13 protein-coding genes are annotated in these 16,160 nt (G+C 58.2%); 8 read left to right on the plus strand and 5 right to left on the minus strand.

The genetic code is table 11. The features are described from left to right. Positions 1–145: 145 nt before the first annotated feature. The 3 genes from KUV22_RS11745 (at position 146) to KUV22_RS11755 (ending at position 4,856) form a co-directional block, all read left to right on the plus strand. Positions 146–1,561, plus strand: coding sequence for a DsbA family protein (locus KUV22_RS11745; protein ID WP_222231334.1), 1,416 nt, complete (start codon positions 146–148; stop codon positions 1,559–1,561). Positions 1,562–1,797: 236 nt separating this feature from the next. Further along, a complete protein-coding gene (locus KUV22_RS11750; protein ID WP_222231336.1) occupies positions 1,798–2,403 on the plus strand; it encodes a hypothetical protein in 606 nt (201 codons plus the stop codon). Beyond that, complete coding sequence (locus tag KUV22_RS11755; RefSeq protein WP_222231337.1) at positions 2,403–4,856, plus strand: hypothetical protein; 2,454 nt, start codon at positions 2,403–2,405, stop codon at positions 4,854–4,856. Before KUV22_RS11750 ends, KUV22_RS11755 begins: the two co-directional genes overlap by 1 nt. A gap of 241 nt (positions 4,857–5,097) precedes the next feature. Here KUV22_RS11755 and KUV22_RS11760 read toward each other — a convergent pair whose 3' ends face one another. The 4 genes from KUV22_RS11760 to KUV22_RS11775 all read right to left on the minus strand — a co-directional run bounded on the left by KUV22_RS11760 (position 5,098) and on the right by KUV22_RS11775 (position 9,372). Next, positions 5,098–6,201: an NADH:flavin oxidoreductase gene (locus KUV22_RS11760; protein ID WP_222231339.1), complete on the minus strand. Its 1,104-nt coding sequence runs from the start codon at positions 6,199–6,201 to the stop codon at positions 5,098–5,100. 51 nt (positions 6,202–6,252) lie between these two features. Further along, complete coding sequence (locus KUV22_RS11765; protein ID WP_222231341.1) at positions 6,253–6,996, minus strand: SDR family NAD(P)-dependent oxidoreductase; 744 nt, start codon at positions 6,994–6,996, stop codon at positions 6,253–6,255. Positions 6,997–7,026: 30 nt separating this feature from the next. Then, positions 7,027–8,700 carry a sulfatase-like hydrolase/transferase gene (locus tag KUV22_RS11770; RefSeq protein ID WP_222231343.1) on the minus strand — a complete coding sequence of 558 codons (1,674 nt, stop codon included), beginning with the start codon at positions 8,698–8,700 and terminating at the stop codon, positions 7,027–7,029. 75 nt (positions 8,701–8,775) lie between these two features. After that, positions 8,776–9,372, minus strand: a complete 597-nt coding sequence (locus tag KUV22_RS11775) for a hypothetical protein (protein WP_222231345.1) — start codon at positions 9,370–9,372, stop codon at positions 8,776–8,778. 171 nt (positions 9,373–9,543) lie between these two features. On the opposite strand from KUV22_RS11775, the gene KUV22_RS11780 reads away from it, so the two are divergent. From KUV22_RS11780 to KUV22_RS11800, 5 genes are all read left to right on the plus strand, one after another. After that, the gene (locus tag KUV22_RS11780; protein WP_222231347.1) at positions 9,544–10,548 is read left to right on the plus strand and encodes an NADP-dependent oxidoreductase; all 1,005 of its coding nucleotides are present in this window, start codon (positions 9,544–9,546) and stop codon (positions 10,546–10,548) included. A 24-nt stretch (positions 10,549–10,572) separates the two neighbouring features. Continuing rightward, entirely contained in the window at positions 10,573–11,514 is a 942-nt protein-coding gene (locus KUV22_RS11785; RefSeq protein WP_222231349.1) for a haloalkane dehalogenase, read from the plus strand. Between the two features lie 64 nt (positions 11,515–11,578). After that, complete coding sequence (locus KUV22_RS11790) at positions 11,579–12,388, plus strand: SDR family oxidoreductase (RefSeq protein WP_222231351.1); 810 nt, start codon at positions 11,579–11,581, stop codon at positions 12,386–12,388. A 61-nt stretch (positions 12,389–12,449) separates the two neighbouring features. Further along, entirely contained in the window at positions 12,450–13,508 is a 1,059-nt protein-coding gene (locus KUV22_RS11795; protein WP_222231353.1) for a glutathione S-transferase family protein, read from the plus strand. A gap of 48 nt (positions 13,509–13,556) precedes the next feature. Next, positions 13,557–14,912, plus strand: coding sequence for a DUF1254 domain-containing protein (locus KUV22_RS11800; protein ID WP_222231355.1), 1,356 nt, complete (start codon positions 13,557–13,559; stop codon positions 14,910–14,912). A gap of 150 nt (positions 14,913–15,062) precedes the next feature. On the opposite strand, the gene KUV22_RS11805 is transcribed toward KUV22_RS11800, so the two are convergent. Beyond that, positions 15,063–16,157 (minus strand): glutathione S-transferase family protein, encoded by a 1,095-nt coding sequence (locus KUV22_RS11805; RefSeq protein WP_222231357.1) that lies wholly within the window; start codon positions 16,155–16,157, stop codon positions 15,063–15,065. Between the last annotated feature and the right edge of the window lie 3 nt (positions 16,158–16,160).

A 16,160-nucleotide genomic window follows, 5' to 3' on the forward strand; every position in this document is an offset into this window, starting at 1 on the left:
ACTGTGGTACATCGCGCGCGGGTGCGCTTAGATGTAACGCTACGATACTAATTCTTGTGAGTAATTCTTGTAAGTAATCCTAGATAGCAACCTTAAATATAATGTCATAAGATAGGACAATACAAGGGGCGGGAGAAAGATTGGGATGGCACAAGCATTCAAAGAGCAGGGCGGTGCAGCCACTATGGACCCTAGTAGGCTGCTGCGCTGGCTGACGTCGAAGGTGATGACGCGGGTTTGTGCGCCACAGCGCCTGCAGGCGCGCCGCGATAAAGCGGAAGCCGCGCGCCAGCGCGACGGCGCCGCACATGTGGTGGAGTATTTCCATCAGGTGGACGATGGCTACAGCCATCTGGCCGCGCAAATGCTGGGGGCTCTGGCTGGGCGCTATGGTATTGAGCTGGTCGTTCATCTGGTCAGCGCGCCGAGTGGTGACAATGTACCCGAGCCCGAATTGCTCGCGCGTCTGTCGCGGGTGGATGCTGCTCTGATTGCGCCTCACTTTAATTTGCGCTTTCCCGCGGGCGACACGGCCCCCGCGCCGGAGCTGGTTGAGCAGGCCTCTGCCATCCTCTGTGCCCAGAGTACCAGCGGTTTTTTGGCATGCGCCGCGGAAGTCGGTCAGGCTCTGTGGGCCGGTGATCGGGCGCGAATGCAGGCGCTCGCCACGCGATGGGGCAGTGCCGGTGACGACCTGGTGGCGGAACGTATCGCCGCCGGCAATACGCGGCGCCGCCAGCTCAAGCATTACTCCGGGGCCATGTTCTTTTACGGTGATGAATGGTACTGGGGCGTCGACCGTCTCTACCATCTGGAGCGTCGTTTGGCAGAGCTGGGTGCGGACCAGCTCCCTACCAATCCCGCGCTGGCACCGCGCCTACCCGTCGAGCCGGTTCAGAGTGCGTCCGCGAGCAGTCTGACCCTAGAGTTCTTCGCCTCCCTGCGCAGCCCTTATACCGCGGTTTGCTTCGACCGCGTGGTAGCGTTTGCCCGTGCGGCCGGTATCAAGCTGGTACTGCGGCCGGTGCTGCCGATGGTGATGCGCGGCGTGCCGGCAACGCGCGAAAAAGGCATGTACATTTTTACTGACGCCGCGCGGGAGGCGCGCGCGGCGGGAGTAGCCTTCGGCAATTTTTACGATCCGATTGGCGACCCGGTGCGCCGCGCTTATGCGCTGTACCCCTGGGCGTGCAAACAGGGGCGCGAAGTCGAGCTAATGTCCTGCTTCCTGCGGGCGGCGTTTGCCGAAGGCATCAATACCAATAAGGATCGGGGCCTGCGTTACGTGGTGGAGCAGGCCGGCCTCGATTGGCAGCAGGCACAGGATATCCTCACCGCAGACGCACGTACGCCTCAAGGCGAGCGCGACTGGGAAAACATGCTGGAGGGTAATCGCGAGGTGCTGTACCAGGCGGGGCTGTGGGGCGTGCCGAGTTTCCGCTTGCTCGACCAGAATGGCCGCGAGCAGCTCGCGGTGTGGGGTCAGGACCGTCTGTGGTTGGTAGCCCGCACGATCCAGCAACTGCTGGCGGAGCAGCATGTATCGGGCACCACAGAGTGATGTGGGCCACGCTTTCCTAGCTCTAGCCCTAGCCCTGGTATTTCTGTGAATAAAATCACAACAAAAATGTAAACTCGATTACCCGTAAGGTAACACACTGTCACATTCGCCCCGTTTTCCGGGGCGCGCCCACTCTTCCCTCCTCGCTTGTGGTTAATTAACCGGGTAACCGTACTACCGGACAAATTTTTTGTTCGGTTATTCCGATAAAAATAACCACCTTTCGGGGAACACTTATGCAAATAGGGAAACTCTTCTCGCGCATTTCCTGGTTGGCGGCGTTTGTCGCAGCGCTTGCGCTGTCGACCACCGCGCATGCCATGAAACTCAAAAACCAGAACCTCAAGGAGCTCGTCGTTGCATCCGACAGCATCCTTATGGGTAACGTCACCAAAGTAACCGACGGCTTCCAGGACGGTCTCCCGTTCACCGAAGTCACCATTCGCGTTGGTAGCGATGCAAAAAAGAAAGTTGCAGAAGACAGCGAATACACCTTTCGTCAGTTTGGTTTGCTGAAGCCGCGCTCCATGGGTAATGGCAAGGTCTACCTCGGTGTTACCCCGGAAGGTTTTGCCAAGTGGAATGAAGGTGAGCAGGTTGTTGCCTTCATGTACAAAAAAGCGGGCGTGACCGGTTTCCAGACCACCGCAGGTATGGCGCAGGGTAAATTCGTAATTACCGAAGACAAAGCGGCGAACGCGTTCAACAACTTTGGCCTGTTCAATGATATGGACACCGCCGGCATGACCGCTGAAGAGCAGAACATGCTCACCAATCCGGGCGCTGTCAGCTCCGCTGTATTTATGGGTTACGTTGGCAAACTGGTAGAGGAGACGAAGTAATGAAATTGAAAAAACTGAATCTCGCTATCGGTCTCGCGGTTGTTGCGGCTGGCGCTCAGGCCGGCGGCCCGCTCTACATTCACGAACCGACCATGCAGCCGTACAAATGGGATACCAGCAAAGGTGATATCCCCGTATACACCGACGGCGGCCCGATGACGCCGACCAAAGATGGCGGTGAAGCCCAGGCCTTTACCGTGGACTATGACGGTACCGTGTTCCTGAGTATCGACCAGGCCAATGCGATTACCGCCAAAGCCGTTGCCGAATGGTCCAACGTAGAAACGTCCACCCTGCGCATGAGTGTCCAGGGCACCATCGAAGAGCAGACCGGTATTGCCGACGTTAATGAAACCAATGTTGGCCAGATTTACGCTACAGAAAACGGCTACGGTTTCTGGGTGAATTACGACACCGACGGACAAATTCTCGAGCAGTATTTCGGTGTGCCGAAAAGTGCCGTACTGGGTATCGCATTCCCGGAATGGGCCGACGAAGAGACCGGTGAAATTACCGAAGCCACCGCGCTGATGAACGGCTGGTTTGTAGACGTTAACGATACCAATGGCGAAATGGTCGCGGGCGTGTTCACCCACGAATTTGGCCACGCGATTAACATGTCGCACTCCCAGGCCAACGGACACTTCAGCTACATGGCCGCCGGTTACCGTCCTTACTACGATGGTGTTCCTGGCTGTAGCAACGTCAACCAGTACACCGGTTGGCCGAAGCCGGCCGCTGACACCATCGAAACCATGTTCCCGTTCATTAACGTACGCGGCGAACAGGGTCGCCAGCAGGCGATGATCAGTGTGCGCGACGACATCGTAAACATCTCCGACCTGTATCCCACCGATGCCTATAAAACGCAGTACGGTTCCATCACCGGTACCCTGTACCTGAAGGACGGTTCCACCGAGTACTCCGGTATCAACATGGTTGCGCGTAACCTCGACGACCCGATGTATGACGTGATCACCCAGCAGTCTGGTAACCAGACCCAGGGCCTGGTTGGTCCGGATGGCAAGTTCACCATCAACGGTCTGCAGCCGGGTGCGCGCTACGTACTGTATACCGACACCATCAAGGCGGGCGGCTACCCCACGCGTCAGACTGCGATCGTTTCCGAAGCGGAATACTGGAACGAAGGTGAGAGCAGCAACCCTGCACACGATGCTGCCTGTGATGTGACGCCGATCGTACTGCAGGCCGGTGAGTCCAAGCAGGTTGAGATGTACTTCAATGGTTACGAAGACGGCATCCAGTACACACCACTAGTCGAAGCGTTCGTCACCGATATGGCCAAAAACGGCCAGCGCTCGCTGGGTACCGTGGGTGGCGGTATTCCGTTTATCTACGACGCGGTACAGGAAAGCTTCGAGCTGCATCCCGAAGTGAGCCTGCGCTCCAGCGGCGGCCAGATGAACAAGAATGCCACCAAGGCGGCAGTAACTGCGGACCTTGACGGTAACGGCATCAAGAACCCGGCAATCTGGGATCTTTCCAGCCACAAACTCACGCCCATGCAGGACCTGACCGGCGACAGCTGTGGCGGCGGTAGCAGCGCTGGTGTGCAGAGCGCCACGGTGTGGGATATGGACGACACCGGCGACACCATTGTTGGCCTGGCCTACAAAGATGTCGATGCGGACGGCTCCTGTCAGCGCAGTGGTGTGGGCGAGATTGTTCCGGTGAAGTGGAACAAGCACGGTGAAATCGAAGAGCTGTCTTACGATCTGCCGGGCTACGTGCAATGGGTACGTGCCGACCGTATTTCCGGTTCCGGCGACGTCATCACCGGCTCGAGCACCTACAAGCAGGTTGCCTGGATCGATGGCGAGTTCCGCGATCTGTACAGCGAGTTTGGCGCTCGCAACTCAACCGCCATGAACCACGACGGTAGCGTTGTTGCACTGGATACCGACACCGGCGTCAAGCTGTGGAACACCAAGACCGACGCGCTGGAAGATATTGGTGGTCTGACCTGGTGTGAGGATATGGACTACAACCATTTCTTCCTCGGCAACCTGTGTACCAACCCACGGTTTGGGCCTGAGTTTGTCCAGAGCGTCTTTGGTCCGATCCGCGTGATGCCCACCGATATGAACGAAGACGGTACCGTGCTGGTTGGCCGTGCTGGTTCCTTCTTCACCGGCTTTATTGGCGCGGTGTACCTGAAGGACGTTGGCTGGATCAATACTCGTGACTTCTTCAACAAGCAGGGTGTGGTGGAAGCTTCCCAGTGGCCGGCGGATAACCCGCTCGCGCTGAGCGGCAAGGGTGACCAGATGATGGCTAACCTGGCTGGTGCGACCATTACCTTCGCCGTGGATATGGAAACTGCCTTTGTGTGTGACGGTGATGAAGACCGCGAAGTGAAGTTCCCCAATCAGCTCATTGCTGAAATAAAGGATGGCGCAGAGTTTGGTCGCTGCGCGCACCTAAACGACTAAGTTTTAGCTAACTTCCAAATAAAAAAGCCCGCCGAATGGCGGGCTGAATTTGATTGGTATGGAATCAAGCTGAAACAAGTGTACGGATGTACAATTTTTATATGCTGCAGCAGGCTCAAGATTCTGTGGCTGGGTGGGCGATAGCAATGTAGTTTTTTGTCGATTGCGTCGAGCTCGCCGGTAAAGGGCCCTGCTGTTGTCAGGGCCTTTTTTCATTCGGGTATTCTTTTACCCTGTAGCCTCAGGTAAGGCGGGCGAGTGATTCGCCGTTAAAAGACTGCAGCTCGTCGAGACGGCCATCGCGGACTTTGTTCGCCCACTGCGGGTCCTGCAACAGGGCGCGGCCTACGGCCACCAGATCGAATTCGCCGCGCTCGAGTCGCGTCAGCAAATCATCGATGGCGCGGGTCTCGGAAGACTGTCCGGCAAAGGCACCAAAGAAATCCCCATCCAGGCTCACCGAGCCCACGGTCACGGTGGGCTTGCCGGTGAGTTCTTTGGTCCAGCCAGCCAGGTTGAGGTCCGATCCTTCAAACTCCGGTTCCCAATAGCGGCGCTGGGAACAGTGGAACAGGTCCACCCCCGCATCCGCCAGTGGTGCGAGAAAATCGTGCAGCTCCTGCGGCGTTTGTGCCAGGCGCGCGGTGTAGTCCTGCTGCTTCCATTGAGAGTAACGCAGCATGATGGGGAAGTCCGGGCCTGTAGCGGCGCGCACCGCCTTGATGATCTCCACCGCAAATTGTCCGCGCTTGGCCATGCTGCCACCCCAGGCATCGCTGCGCTGGTTGGTGCCCTCCCAGAAGAACTGGTCGATCAGATAGCCGTGTGCACCGTGGAGTTCGATTCCGTCAAACCCGAGCTTCAGCGCGTCGGCAGCCGCCTCGGCAAAGGCCTCGATCACGCGCTCGATATGCGCAGTGGTCATGGGCTCGGCAATTTGCTTGCCCGGCTTTAGCAGCCCTGACGGGCCGGCGCTCGGCAGCTCCGGGTTGGCCGACTTGCGCGCGTCCCGCGCGGTGCCCACATGCCACAACTGTGGGAAAATTTTGCCGCCGGCAGCGTGCACATCCGCCACCACTTTTTTCCAGCCGGCGAGCGCAGACTCGCCGTGAAACTCCGGCACGCGCTGGCTGAGGCTGGCCACCGGGTCGTTGACCGTGGTGCCCTCGGTAATGATCAGGCCGGTGCCGCCTTCGGCGCGGCGGCGGTAGTAGCCGGCCACATCGTCACCGGGTATACCGCCCGGGGAAAATTCACGGGTCATCGGCGCCATTGCCACGCGGTTTTGCAGGGTCAGGCTCTTCACGCTGAAGGGGGTAAACAGGGGGTTGCTCTGTTCGCTCATGGCTATTACTTCTCTGGGGATCTACTAATTTGGGGTAAGCGCAGTGCCGAATTAGAGGCACTGGCCGTCGTCGAGTGCCAGTACCTGGCCGGTTAAAAATTCCTGGTCCGGTTCGCACAGGTACAGGATGGCTTTGTCCAGATCGGAGGGCTTGCCCACACGGCGGCGCGGCATAAACGCGGTTACCGCCTGGCCGGCGGGGCTGTCAAAGTATTCGGCATTGAGTTCGGTGCGGATATAGCCCGGTGCCAGTGCGTTCACGCAAATGCCCTTGTTGATCCACTCGCGGGCAAATTGCTGGGTCAGGCGGGCGATGGCGGCCTTGGTAGTGCCGTACACGGTGTGTCCGGGCATTGCCTTGCGGTCGGAGACGGAGCCCACATTCACAATGCGGCCCTGGATGCCGTTGGCGATCCAGCGGCGGGCGAATTCCGTGCAGAGGAAATACGGGGCCTTGAGGTTCAGGTCCACTACGAAATCGAAATCTTCCGGGGTCATGTCCACGGCTTTCTTGCTTACCGAGCTGCCGGCGTTGTTGACCAGGCAAGTGATGGGGCCGACGACGGCCTCCGCCTTGTCGATGGCACCGGCGAGGGCGCCCAGGTCGGTAACATCCAGTTCCAGCGGATAGGCCTTGCCGCCGGCCGCTTCAATTTCTGCACACAGGGTTTGCAGTTGCTCCAGGCGCCGCGCGGCGGCAACCACGGTGTAGCCGTTGGCGGCCAGCGTGCGGCAGAACTGTGCGCCGAGGCCGGAGGAGCCGCCGGTCACCAGTACGGTTTTGTTGTTACTCATGGTCAAGCTTCCAAGTATTCCAGTGTGTGTTTAGTTGGGCCAGTACAGGTAGGTGTCACCGGCCTCGGTAACTTCGTTGGTGGTCTTGTCGATCAGGATTGGCGCCTGCATTGCACTGGGCCATGCAGGCGGTACCTGTTCGGCGTTGTGTGCCGCAAGTAGCGCTTCCAGTTCGGCGACTTTCTCCGGCTGTTCCGCGCTCAGGTCACGCTGCTCGGTGGGGTCGGCCGCGAGGTGGAACAGGAACTTCTGCGGGCCGGCACCGGGCTTGTCCGGTTGCGCGGCGCGGATTAGTTTCCAGCCCTCGGAAAGCACGCTCTGCTGGTGGCCCTGGCGCCAGAACAGTGGGCGCTGCAGGTTTGCGTCGACCTCGCCGCGCATGGTCGGCAGCAGGTCGATGCCGTCGAGCTTGCGGTCGTCGGGTACCGGAGCGCCTGCGGCGGCGGCGATGGTTTGGAACAGGTCAATGTGATGTGCCGGTTCGGTGACGGTGCCGCCCGCGGGAATTTGTGCTGGCCAGCGCATCAGGAAGGGTACATGGGTCCCGCCCTCGAAGTGCGACAGCTTCCAACCGCGATAGGGCTTGTTCAGGTCCGGCAGGCCAAGGTAGCCGGCGCCGCCGTTGTCGCTGGAAAAAATCACCAGGGTGTTGTCACTGAGGCCGTGCTCTTCCAGTGCGGCGTTGATCTTGGCTACGCTGCGATCGAGGGCGCGGATCATCCCCGCGTAGACTCGCAGGCGGTGATCCTTGATGTGAGACAGCGCTTCGTAATCCGCGCGCGACGCCTGCAGCGGGTTGTGCACGCCCCAGTGGGCCAGGTACAGGAAGAAGGGCTGGTTGCGGTTGGCTTCGATCACCTTGACCGCCTCGCGGGTGTAGTAATCGGTGAGGTAGCCTTCCGGGGCAAAGGGCTCGCTGCCGTTGAACTGTGCTGCGTAGGTGCCGGTCGCCCAGATCATATTGTCGATAGCGTCGCCGTGCACCCGCGCATTCACCACCTCTGGGTGGTCGGCGGGCTGGTACAAGGTGCCTTTCATATACAGGCTATCGTCAAAGCCCTGTTCTTCCGGGCGCATGCCGTTACCGGTGCCCAGGTGCCACTTGCCGATATGGGCGGTGTAGTAGCCCTGTTGCTTGAGCGCCTCGGCGATGGTGACTTCCTCTGCCGGCATCCCCAGCTCTTCCATGGGTGGCAGCGAGGCGGTTACGTCCAGATCCACCAGCACCGGTGGATCGCTTGGCTCAAGATCTTCCATCCATTGGAAAATCCGCGGTCCCAGCTTGAAGATCGGGGTGTACTCGAAACCGAAGCGGCTGGAGTAGCGCCCGGTCATCAGGCTGGCGCGGGAGGGTGCGCAGATGGCGTTGGCGGCATAGCCGTTGGTGAACTGGGTGCCCGCGGCCGCGAGGCTGTCGATGGAGGGCGTTTGCAGGCTGCCATCGGCGGCGCCGCCATTGGTGAGGGAGATGTCGTTGAAGCCCAGGTCGTCGGCGAGAATCAGGATGATGTTGGGCGGTCGCTCTGCCGGTGACTGTGTGGCCACCTCTGGCCCCTGCTGCCAGTTCACCGGCTGGTTGGGGGCAACGGGGGTGCGCAGCTCGGTGAGTTTGGGGGCCGCCCACAGCAGCAGGTCGAGTCGATTCTGCCAGCCGACATAGCCGGCGGCCACGAGCAGGGCAAGGGTAATGGCGAGTTTCTTCATGGGCGGTCCGTGGTCGTTTTTTTGTTCTGTATTTCGGTTTTGTGCTTTCTCGGGCGGGCGCCTTCAGGCCCAGAATTAAAGTGCGTTGATGTAGAGCGCGATCGTGGCCAACAGGGCAATCAGCAGTGGTACCAGAACGCGCGGGCCACCGGCCAGTGACCAGGGCGCCGCGGGAAAGGCGATGGTGCGGGCCAGCGCGTCGAGCTTGAGCCCGTGATGCTCGCTACCGAGGGTCTCGAGCATCACCTCTGCAAAGTCCGTGCGGCTGCGGTAGCGCACCAGAAAGGCCACACCCCAATCCCGCTCCGGGGCCACATTGACGCTTTCGATCTTGCCGGAGGCGGCGGTCGCCATTGCTACCGGGTGGCCGGCGCGCCGGAGCAGGCTCCCCAGGAATATCTTCGAGTATGCGGTCAGCTTTTTGCGGGATTCTGCCCGCGGCTGCTTGAGCTCCAGCAGGTTGACCATCACAAAATCTTTGCCGTCGTCCCGATCCAGAAACTGCAAAATATTGGACCGCTGGAACTCAGGTATGTCCGTTTTTTCCATGGCCAATTTAAGGCGCTCGCGCAATTCCGGCGCTACGCGCTTGCCAAAACCTACATACCAGCAATGGAACAGGGCATAGGTGAGCAGTGCACCGCCAATGATCCAGACTGCATGTGAACCCATACTCAACCCCTGTGCAATATGCCGGCGGGAATGCCTGCTAATCTGTTCGATTCGGTCAATCTATTGAATTGACACTAATTGTGACAATAGGGGAAACTGACCTCACAAGTCAATGCAAAGTCGGTGCGGGCCCACACCCGCCAGCCGCAACCCGGACAAGAGGCATTTCCAATGAATGAGCACGTAACACAGGTGCGATTCGCCAAGCCCGCCACCGGCCTGCCAACGGCGGAAACCTGGGCGTTCAGTCACGACCCGCTGCCCGAGCCAAAGGAAGGCGAGGTCTCGATCCGGCTCCACTATCTATCCATCGACCCGGCCATGAAAGGCTGGATTACCAACAAGCGCAGCTATATCGAATCGGTACCACTGGGTGAAGTGATGCGCGGCTTCGGGGTCGGTGAGGTAATCGCTTCGCGCACGGATTATTTCCAGGTTGGGGATTTCTGTACCGGCTTTACCGGTATCCAGACCCACGCCACCCTGGACGGCAGGACACTGCGCAAAGTCGACCCGCAACTGGCGCCGCTGAGTCGCTATATGGGCGGACTGGGGATGACCGGCTTTACCGGCTATTTTGGCCTGCTGGATATTGGCAAGCCGCAAGCGGGCGAGACGGTGGTCGTATCGTCTGCAGCCGGCGCGGTTGGCCATGTGGTGTGCCAGATTGCACGTCTCAAGGGTTGCCGTGTGGTGGGTATTGCCGGCGGGCCGGACAAGTGCCGCTATCTACGCGAGGAGCTGGAGCTGGACGCGGTGATCGATTATCGCGCGGGCAGTCTCGGCGAGGCCCTGAGCGCGGCCGCGCCCGACGGTATCGACGTCTACTTTGACGGTGTGGGTGGCGAAACCCTGGATGCGGTGCTCGCGCGTATTAACCGGCATGCACGCATTGTGTTGTGCGGTGCGGTATCCCAGTACGGGCAGCTGGAAAATATGGTGGGGCCGGGCAATTACATGCAGCTGATCGCACAGAGCGGATTGATGCAGGGTTTCACCATGCGCGATTACATTAAACGCATGCCCGAGGCTTTTGTGGAACTGCTGACCTGGGAGAAGCAGGGAAAGCTCAAGTTCCGCGAGCATATTGTCGAGGGTATCGAGCAGTTCCCACAGGCGGTGGACATGCTCTACCGCGGTGAAAACCACGGCAAGCTGATGCTGAAGCTGGTGTGACAAAAAATACGCGAGATTGAAATAATGATGGACATACTGCGCACGCCCGACGAGTGCTTCGAGAATCTGCCGGGCTATGACTTTGCACCGCACTACACCACCATCCTCGACGACGATGGAACGGAAATTCGTATTCACCACGTGGATGAAGGGCCGCGGGATGCCGAACCGATCCTGCTGATGCACGGCAACCCTTCCTGGGCCTACCTGTACCGCAAAATGATACCGGGGCTGCTGCAGAGCGGGCGCCGGGTTATTGCCGTGGACCTGGTAGGTTGTGGGCGCAGCGACAAGCCCGCACGCAAGCAGTATTACACCCTCGCACGGCACATGGACTGGATGAAAAAATGGCTGCTCGCCAACGACCTGCGCAACATTACCCTGTTCTGTCAGGACTGGGGTGGCACCATCGGTCTACACCTGGTGGCCAAGTTCCCGGAGCGTTTTGATCGCGTCATTGCCAGTAATACCGGCGTGCCCACCGGCAAGGGCGGCAACCGTTACCTGGATATCTGGCTGGCCGTGATGCGCTGGATGCCGAGTTTCCCCTGGAAAATCGCCTTTAAGAACACAATCCAGTGCGAACAGTTCAATCAGGCGAAGTTCGATGCCTACCGCAAGGCACCTTTCCCGGCGCGCCGTTACCAAGCCGGTATATTGCAGTTTCCGCAGCTTATTGCCATCCATCCGGATAACCCTGGGGTGCCGCTGAACGAGGAAACCTGGGCTGGGCTGAAACAGTTCTACAAGCCCTTCCTGACCCTGTTTGGCAGTCGGGATCCGGTCTCACGCGGCTTCGAAAAAATATTCCAGAAATATGTGCCGGGTGCTCAAGGGCAGGCGCACAAAATCATTCGCGGCGGCGGCCACTTTATCCAGGAAGATAAACCGGAGGAGCTGGTGGCGGAGATACTGCCGTTCCTCGAAGTACACCAGTCCACCGAGGCCGCAAGCGATCCCGCGTAGTGCGAGGCGCAGATGGGTTGCCCAAAAAATAGAAAAGTAAAAAATAGAATAATCGAGTAAAAGTATGCCCAGCACGAATAAAAATACATTCGCCGAGCGCCGCATTGCGATTACCGGCGCGTCCGGCGGCCTCGGCCGCGAACTGGCACTGTGCTTTGCCCGCAATGGCTGGTGCGTCGCCGTGGCGGATGTGCGTGAGGCGGAAGGCGAAGCGGTGGTAGGGGAGCTCAAAACCCTCGGCGCAGAGGCCTTCTATCAGCACTGCGACGTGCGCCAGGAAAGCGATTTTGAAACCCTGTTGGCGGCCTGCCAGCAGCACTGGGGCGGCGTGGATGTGCTGGTGAATAATGCCGGCGTTGCCAGTGCCGGGCGCATCGAGAAAGAATCCATCGACAATTGGCTGCGTTTGCTGGACATCAACACCCTGGGGGTGGTGCGCGGCTGCAAGGTATTTGCACCGGCACTGAAGGCCCAGGGCGGTGGCCAGTTTGTGAATATTGCGTCGATCGCTGGCATCGCCTCGGTGCCAAAAATGAGTAGCTACAACGCCAGCAAGGCGGCGGTGGTCAGTTTGTCGGAAACCCTGCGTGCGGAACTATCCCCTGACGGTATTGGTGTGACTGTGGTTTGCCCACATCTGTTCCGCACCGGGCTGCTGGACTCCATGGTAAACAACAATGACCGCACCAAGGCCGGCATTGGCAAAACCATGGATGCCTCACCGCTGTCTGCCGCCGATATTGCGCAGATGATCTATCGCGCGGTACACAAAAATACGTTTATATTGTTGCCACACCGCGCGACCCACTGGATGTGGTGGCTGAAGCGCCTGTCGCCTTCGCTGGATCGCTGGCTGTCGGCGCGCTTGGCCTGATTCTGCGGAAGTGGTTTGGTCTGTGGGACGTTACTGACATAGGAAATCTTGGAGAAAGCCAGTGAGTAGCATCGACCCGATCCAGATATTCGGCCACATTGGCTCGCCCTACAGTCGCAAGATGGTGGCGCTGATGCGTTACCGACAGATTCCCTACCGGGTGACCTGGGGGGACCCTCGCGAGGCGTTGCAATCTTTGGGGGTGGCGGTGCCCAAGCCCGCCCTGTTACCGGTACTGTTGATGCCGGGTGACGATGAGCAGCCCCACCCTCAGCCAGAGGCCCTGTGCGACTCTACTCCTCTCATTCGCCGTCTTGAGCACCTGTATTCAGACCGGTCCGTGTTACCACAGGACCCGGCGCTGGCGTTTATCGACTACCTGCTCGAGGACTATGCCGATGAGTGGGTAACCAAGTTTATGTTTCACTACCGTTGGCACTTTGCCGCCGATGCCGGTCACGCGGGTAACCTGCTTCCGCTCGGTTATTCGGTGAGCCTGCCGGATGCCATGTTGCAGCAGATGAGAACAATGCTCTCCGAGCGCCAGATCGGCCGCCTTGGTGTGGTGGGCTCCAGCGAACAGACTGCACCGGTAATCGAGGCCAGCTACCGCCGCTTCCTACAGGTAATGGACGCGCATTTAGCCAGCCAGCCGTATATGCTCGGATCAAGGCCGGGTAGCGGAGACTTCGCCTTGTACGGCCAGCTCACGCAGCTGGTGAGTGTAGACCCAACGCCGCGACACATCGCCCTTGATTTGGCCCCCCGTGTCGTTGCCTGGACCAGCCTGATGGAAGACCAGAGTGGCCTAGACCTTGCCGGTGCACAGTGGAACGACCCAGCGGACCTTCCATCGACCTTGCGCCCATTACTGAACGAAATTGGCCGCACCTATGTGCCGGCACAGCTGGCCAATGAAGCTGCCCTGCAGGCTGGCCAAAGTACCTGGGAATGCGAGATCGACGGTCGGCGCTGGGCCCAGTCTGCGTTCCCATACCAGGCCAAGTGCCTGGGTTGGCTGCGCGAGGAGTTTGCACGGTTGGCGAAAGCCGACCAGCAGCGGGTGCTGGGAGTCCTGATTGGCACCGGTTGTGAGGCGTTACTCGATGGGGTTGTTTAACAGAATGTGCACGAGCCCCGGAGCTATTTCCCTTTCGGAGGCGTTGTCATGAAAAAAACGCTGGTCGTGTTGTCTGCCCTGATCGTACTGCTGGGCGGGCCAGTGTTATACAGCCTGAGTCTGGTCAAAAAGACCGCTCAGGCCTATGTGTACAGTTACCCATTGGCACTGATGGCGCTCACCCGCGACACTATGCTCGGCAGTGGTTTTACCCTCAACCAGTTCAGCCATATCCAGTCTTTTCCCGACCACACTTTCCGCAACGTAGTGCGTCCAAATAACGACACACTGTACAGTATTGCCTGGTTGGATTTATCCACAGGGCCGCTGGTGCTGGACGTGCCGGACACCGCCGGCCGCCAGTACGTCATGCCACTGATGGATATGTGGACCAATGTGTTTGCCACCGTTGGCAAAGGGAGCACCGGCACCGGCGCCGGCAGTTACCTGATTGCCGGGCCGGACTGGCAGGGCACGGTGCCTGTTGGTGTACAGGAAATTACCGCACCTACCAACGGTGTGTGGGTGATTGGCCGCATCCAAACCAACGGTCGCTCCGACATCCCCAGTGTGCGCAAGTTACAGCGGGAAGTTTTCCTCACGCCACTGGCGAGCTGGCTGACCGGTGAGCGCCATAATGGGCAGGTAATGGAAGCTAATGCAAAAACGGGCAAACGAGATCCCGCCGCGGAACTGATGGCGATGTCCGCGACAGAATACTTTGCGCTGGTACATAAATTACTGCAGAAGCAATGGACCCTGGCGCAGGATGATGTGGCTGTGACGAGTCTGCGCACCCTAGGAATTGTGCCTGGCAGTAACGAAGCAAAAGAGCACTGGAATCCGTTGCAGACCCTGCTGATGGACAGGGCGATCAAGATTGCACAAAGCCGGGTACTGTCTGCGGTAAATGGTCCGCGCGAGCTGGAAAATGGATGGGCCGTTTGGCGTTCCAAACTCGGGCGCTACGGGGATGACTATGGTTTGCGCATGGCGGTGGCGGTTATTGGCCTCGGTGCCTTGCCTCCGGAAGAGGCGGCCTACCCCAATGCCGAAGTTGATGTTGAGGGTAACCCGTTACTCGGCGCAAACCGTTACCGCCTGCATTTCCCTGCCGGGCAGACACCGCCGGTGGATGCGTTCTGGTCGCTGACCATGTACGACGAGGACGGCTTCCTGGTCGACAACCCGATTAACCGCTATACGATCGGCGACCGGGACTCCCTGAAATACAACGAGGATGGCTCACTGGACATCTTTATCCAGTTTGGCCCGCCAGAAAATCAGGCCAACTGGCTGCCGGCACCGGACGGCACTTTTGCGGTAACGATGCGCCTGTATTTACCCGGCGACGAATTCCTGAGTGGTGAGTGGCAGGTGCCCGGATTGCAGCGCGTTCGCTAGAACTTTTCACGGCGAACGCCATCGGCTTAACTGATAAACGTGACGGCCTCAGAAAGTGTTGCCCGCTCGGTACGCGCGGCGTTCGCCGCGGCAGTTTCGTCCGGGTAGCCGAATGACATACTAAAAAGAATGCCGTGATGCTCGCTAGATTCATGCTAACTTAACAGTCAAACCATGACGGATTAGCGCCGGACCACAACTAAGTTTTTCGAAATTTTTCACACCCATTGCCTCAAACCAGTGTGAAAGTGAACTGCTTTCAGACTTAGTTAACTCACTGCACGCCTGCTGTATTCTCTGCAGCATCCAGAGGCTATAGCTAAAGGTCATCTTATTATAAGTTTCATCGAGCATAGGTAGATCAATATTGCCTGGGAAACGTGGCAGAATATCACCAGACTGCTTGTGTTTTTTCTCTATGAGGTTCTCCACGATATCAACTGTTTGCTCGTTGATTGCATATAGCTGTGTAAACATCATTGAAATCACAGACATTAAGGTATCGGGGAGTTCATCATCAGAAAACCACTCTCCCGTTGCCTGTTTTCCACTATGGACACGCTCTGTATAGGCTTTCAGGTGCGGCCTTGGTTCTATGAGCTCGCGACGGGGCCAGGGATCCATATATAAATGCCCATGGCAGCAGCCAACCAAAGCAAAATCGGCAACTGTTGGTTTGCCACCAAATAGGTAGTCATGATCTTGAAAATGAACCTCCAGACTATCTAGCAAGCGGACAATCCAGCGATCAAGCAAAGGGATTTGATCCGGAACAAATCCCATCCTGGGCTTATGTTTACGCATGGCTGAGACCGCGGTTTTTCCCACCATCCAGTCCTGAAGAAATTTAGGCAGAAAAGGGAACATCGCTTTTCCCATGGTGTCTCGAAAAAGTGGGAAGTTTTCGTCATAAGACCAGCGGGTATGACCAGCGATAAGGTGATTTACTTCGTCTACCCAGGCTTCAAATAGCATCGCTGCAATTTTTAATCGACCTGATTTAGGGGTAATCGAAGGTTCCGGATGCTGCCTTTCGAGCGCCTCAATAATAAGACTTGTATCACCCAGCAAATCGCCCTCTTGAGTTTCGACAACAGGCATTACGCGCGCATTCACTGCCTTTTCAAACCGTCTGAAATCCAGAATATTCGGTGCCTTCTCTTCATAGTTCAGACCCTTGTAGTTCATATAAGCGCGAACCTTACTGGAAAACAAAGAAATTTCGACACCATAGAGTCGGTACATGTG

This window comes from Microbulbifer agarilyticus, from assembly GCF_019800665.1.
GTDB classification, from domain to species: domain Bacteria; phylum Pseudomonadota; class Gammaproteobacteria; order Pseudomonadales; family Cellvibrionaceae; genus Microbulbifer; species Microbulbifer agarilyticus_C.

Bases quoted from the DNA above. Each gene is read 5' to 3' on its own strand.
- KUV22_RS11755 (WP_222231337.1), top strand. From the start codon at position 2,403: ATGAAATTGAAAAAACTGAATCTCGCTATCGGTCTCGCGGTTGTTGCG.
- KUV22_RS11745 (WP_222231334.1), top strand. From the start codon at position 146: ATGGCACAAGCATTCAAAGAGCAGGGCGGTGCAGCCACTATGGACCCT.
- KUV22_RS11750 (WP_222231336.1), top strand. From the start codon at position 1,798: ATGCAAATAGGGAAACTCTTCTCGCGCATTTCCTGGTTGGCGGCGTTT.
- KUV22_RS11785 (WP_222231349.1), top strand. From the start codon at position 10,573: ATGATGGACATACTGCGCACGCCCGACGAGTGCTTCGAGAATCTGCCG.
- KUV22_RS11765 (WP_222231341.1), bottom strand. From the start codon at position 6,996: ATGAGTAACAACAAAACCGTACTGGTGACCGGCGGCTCCTCCGGCCTC.
- KUV22_RS11800 (WP_222231355.1), top strand. From the start codon at position 13,557: ATGAAAAAAACGCTGGTCGTGTTGTCTGCCCTGATCGTACTGCTGGGC.
- KUV22_RS11775 (WP_222231345.1), bottom strand. From the start codon at position 9,372: ATGGGTTCACATGCAGTCTGGATCATTGGCGGTGCACTGCTCACCTAT.
- KUV22_RS11760 (WP_222231339.1), bottom strand. From the start codon at position 6,201: ATGAGCGAACAGAGCAACCCCCTGTTTACCCCCTTCAGCGTGAAGAGC.
- KUV22_RS11805 (WP_222231357.1), bottom strand. From the start codon at position 16,157: ATGTACCGACTCTATGGTGTCGAAATTTCTTTGTTTTCCAGTAAGGTT.
- KUV22_RS11790 (WP_222231351.1), top strand. From the start codon at position 11,579: ATGCCCAGCACGAATAAAAATACATTCGCCGAGCGCCGCATTGCGATT.
- KUV22_RS11780 (WP_222231347.1), top strand. From the start codon at position 9,544: ATGAATGAGCACGTAACACAGGTGCGATTCGCCAAGCCCGCCACCGGC.
- KUV22_RS11770 (WP_222231343.1), bottom strand. From the start codon at position 8,700: ATGAAGAAACTCGCCATTACCCTTGCCCTGCTCGTGGCCGCCGGCTAT.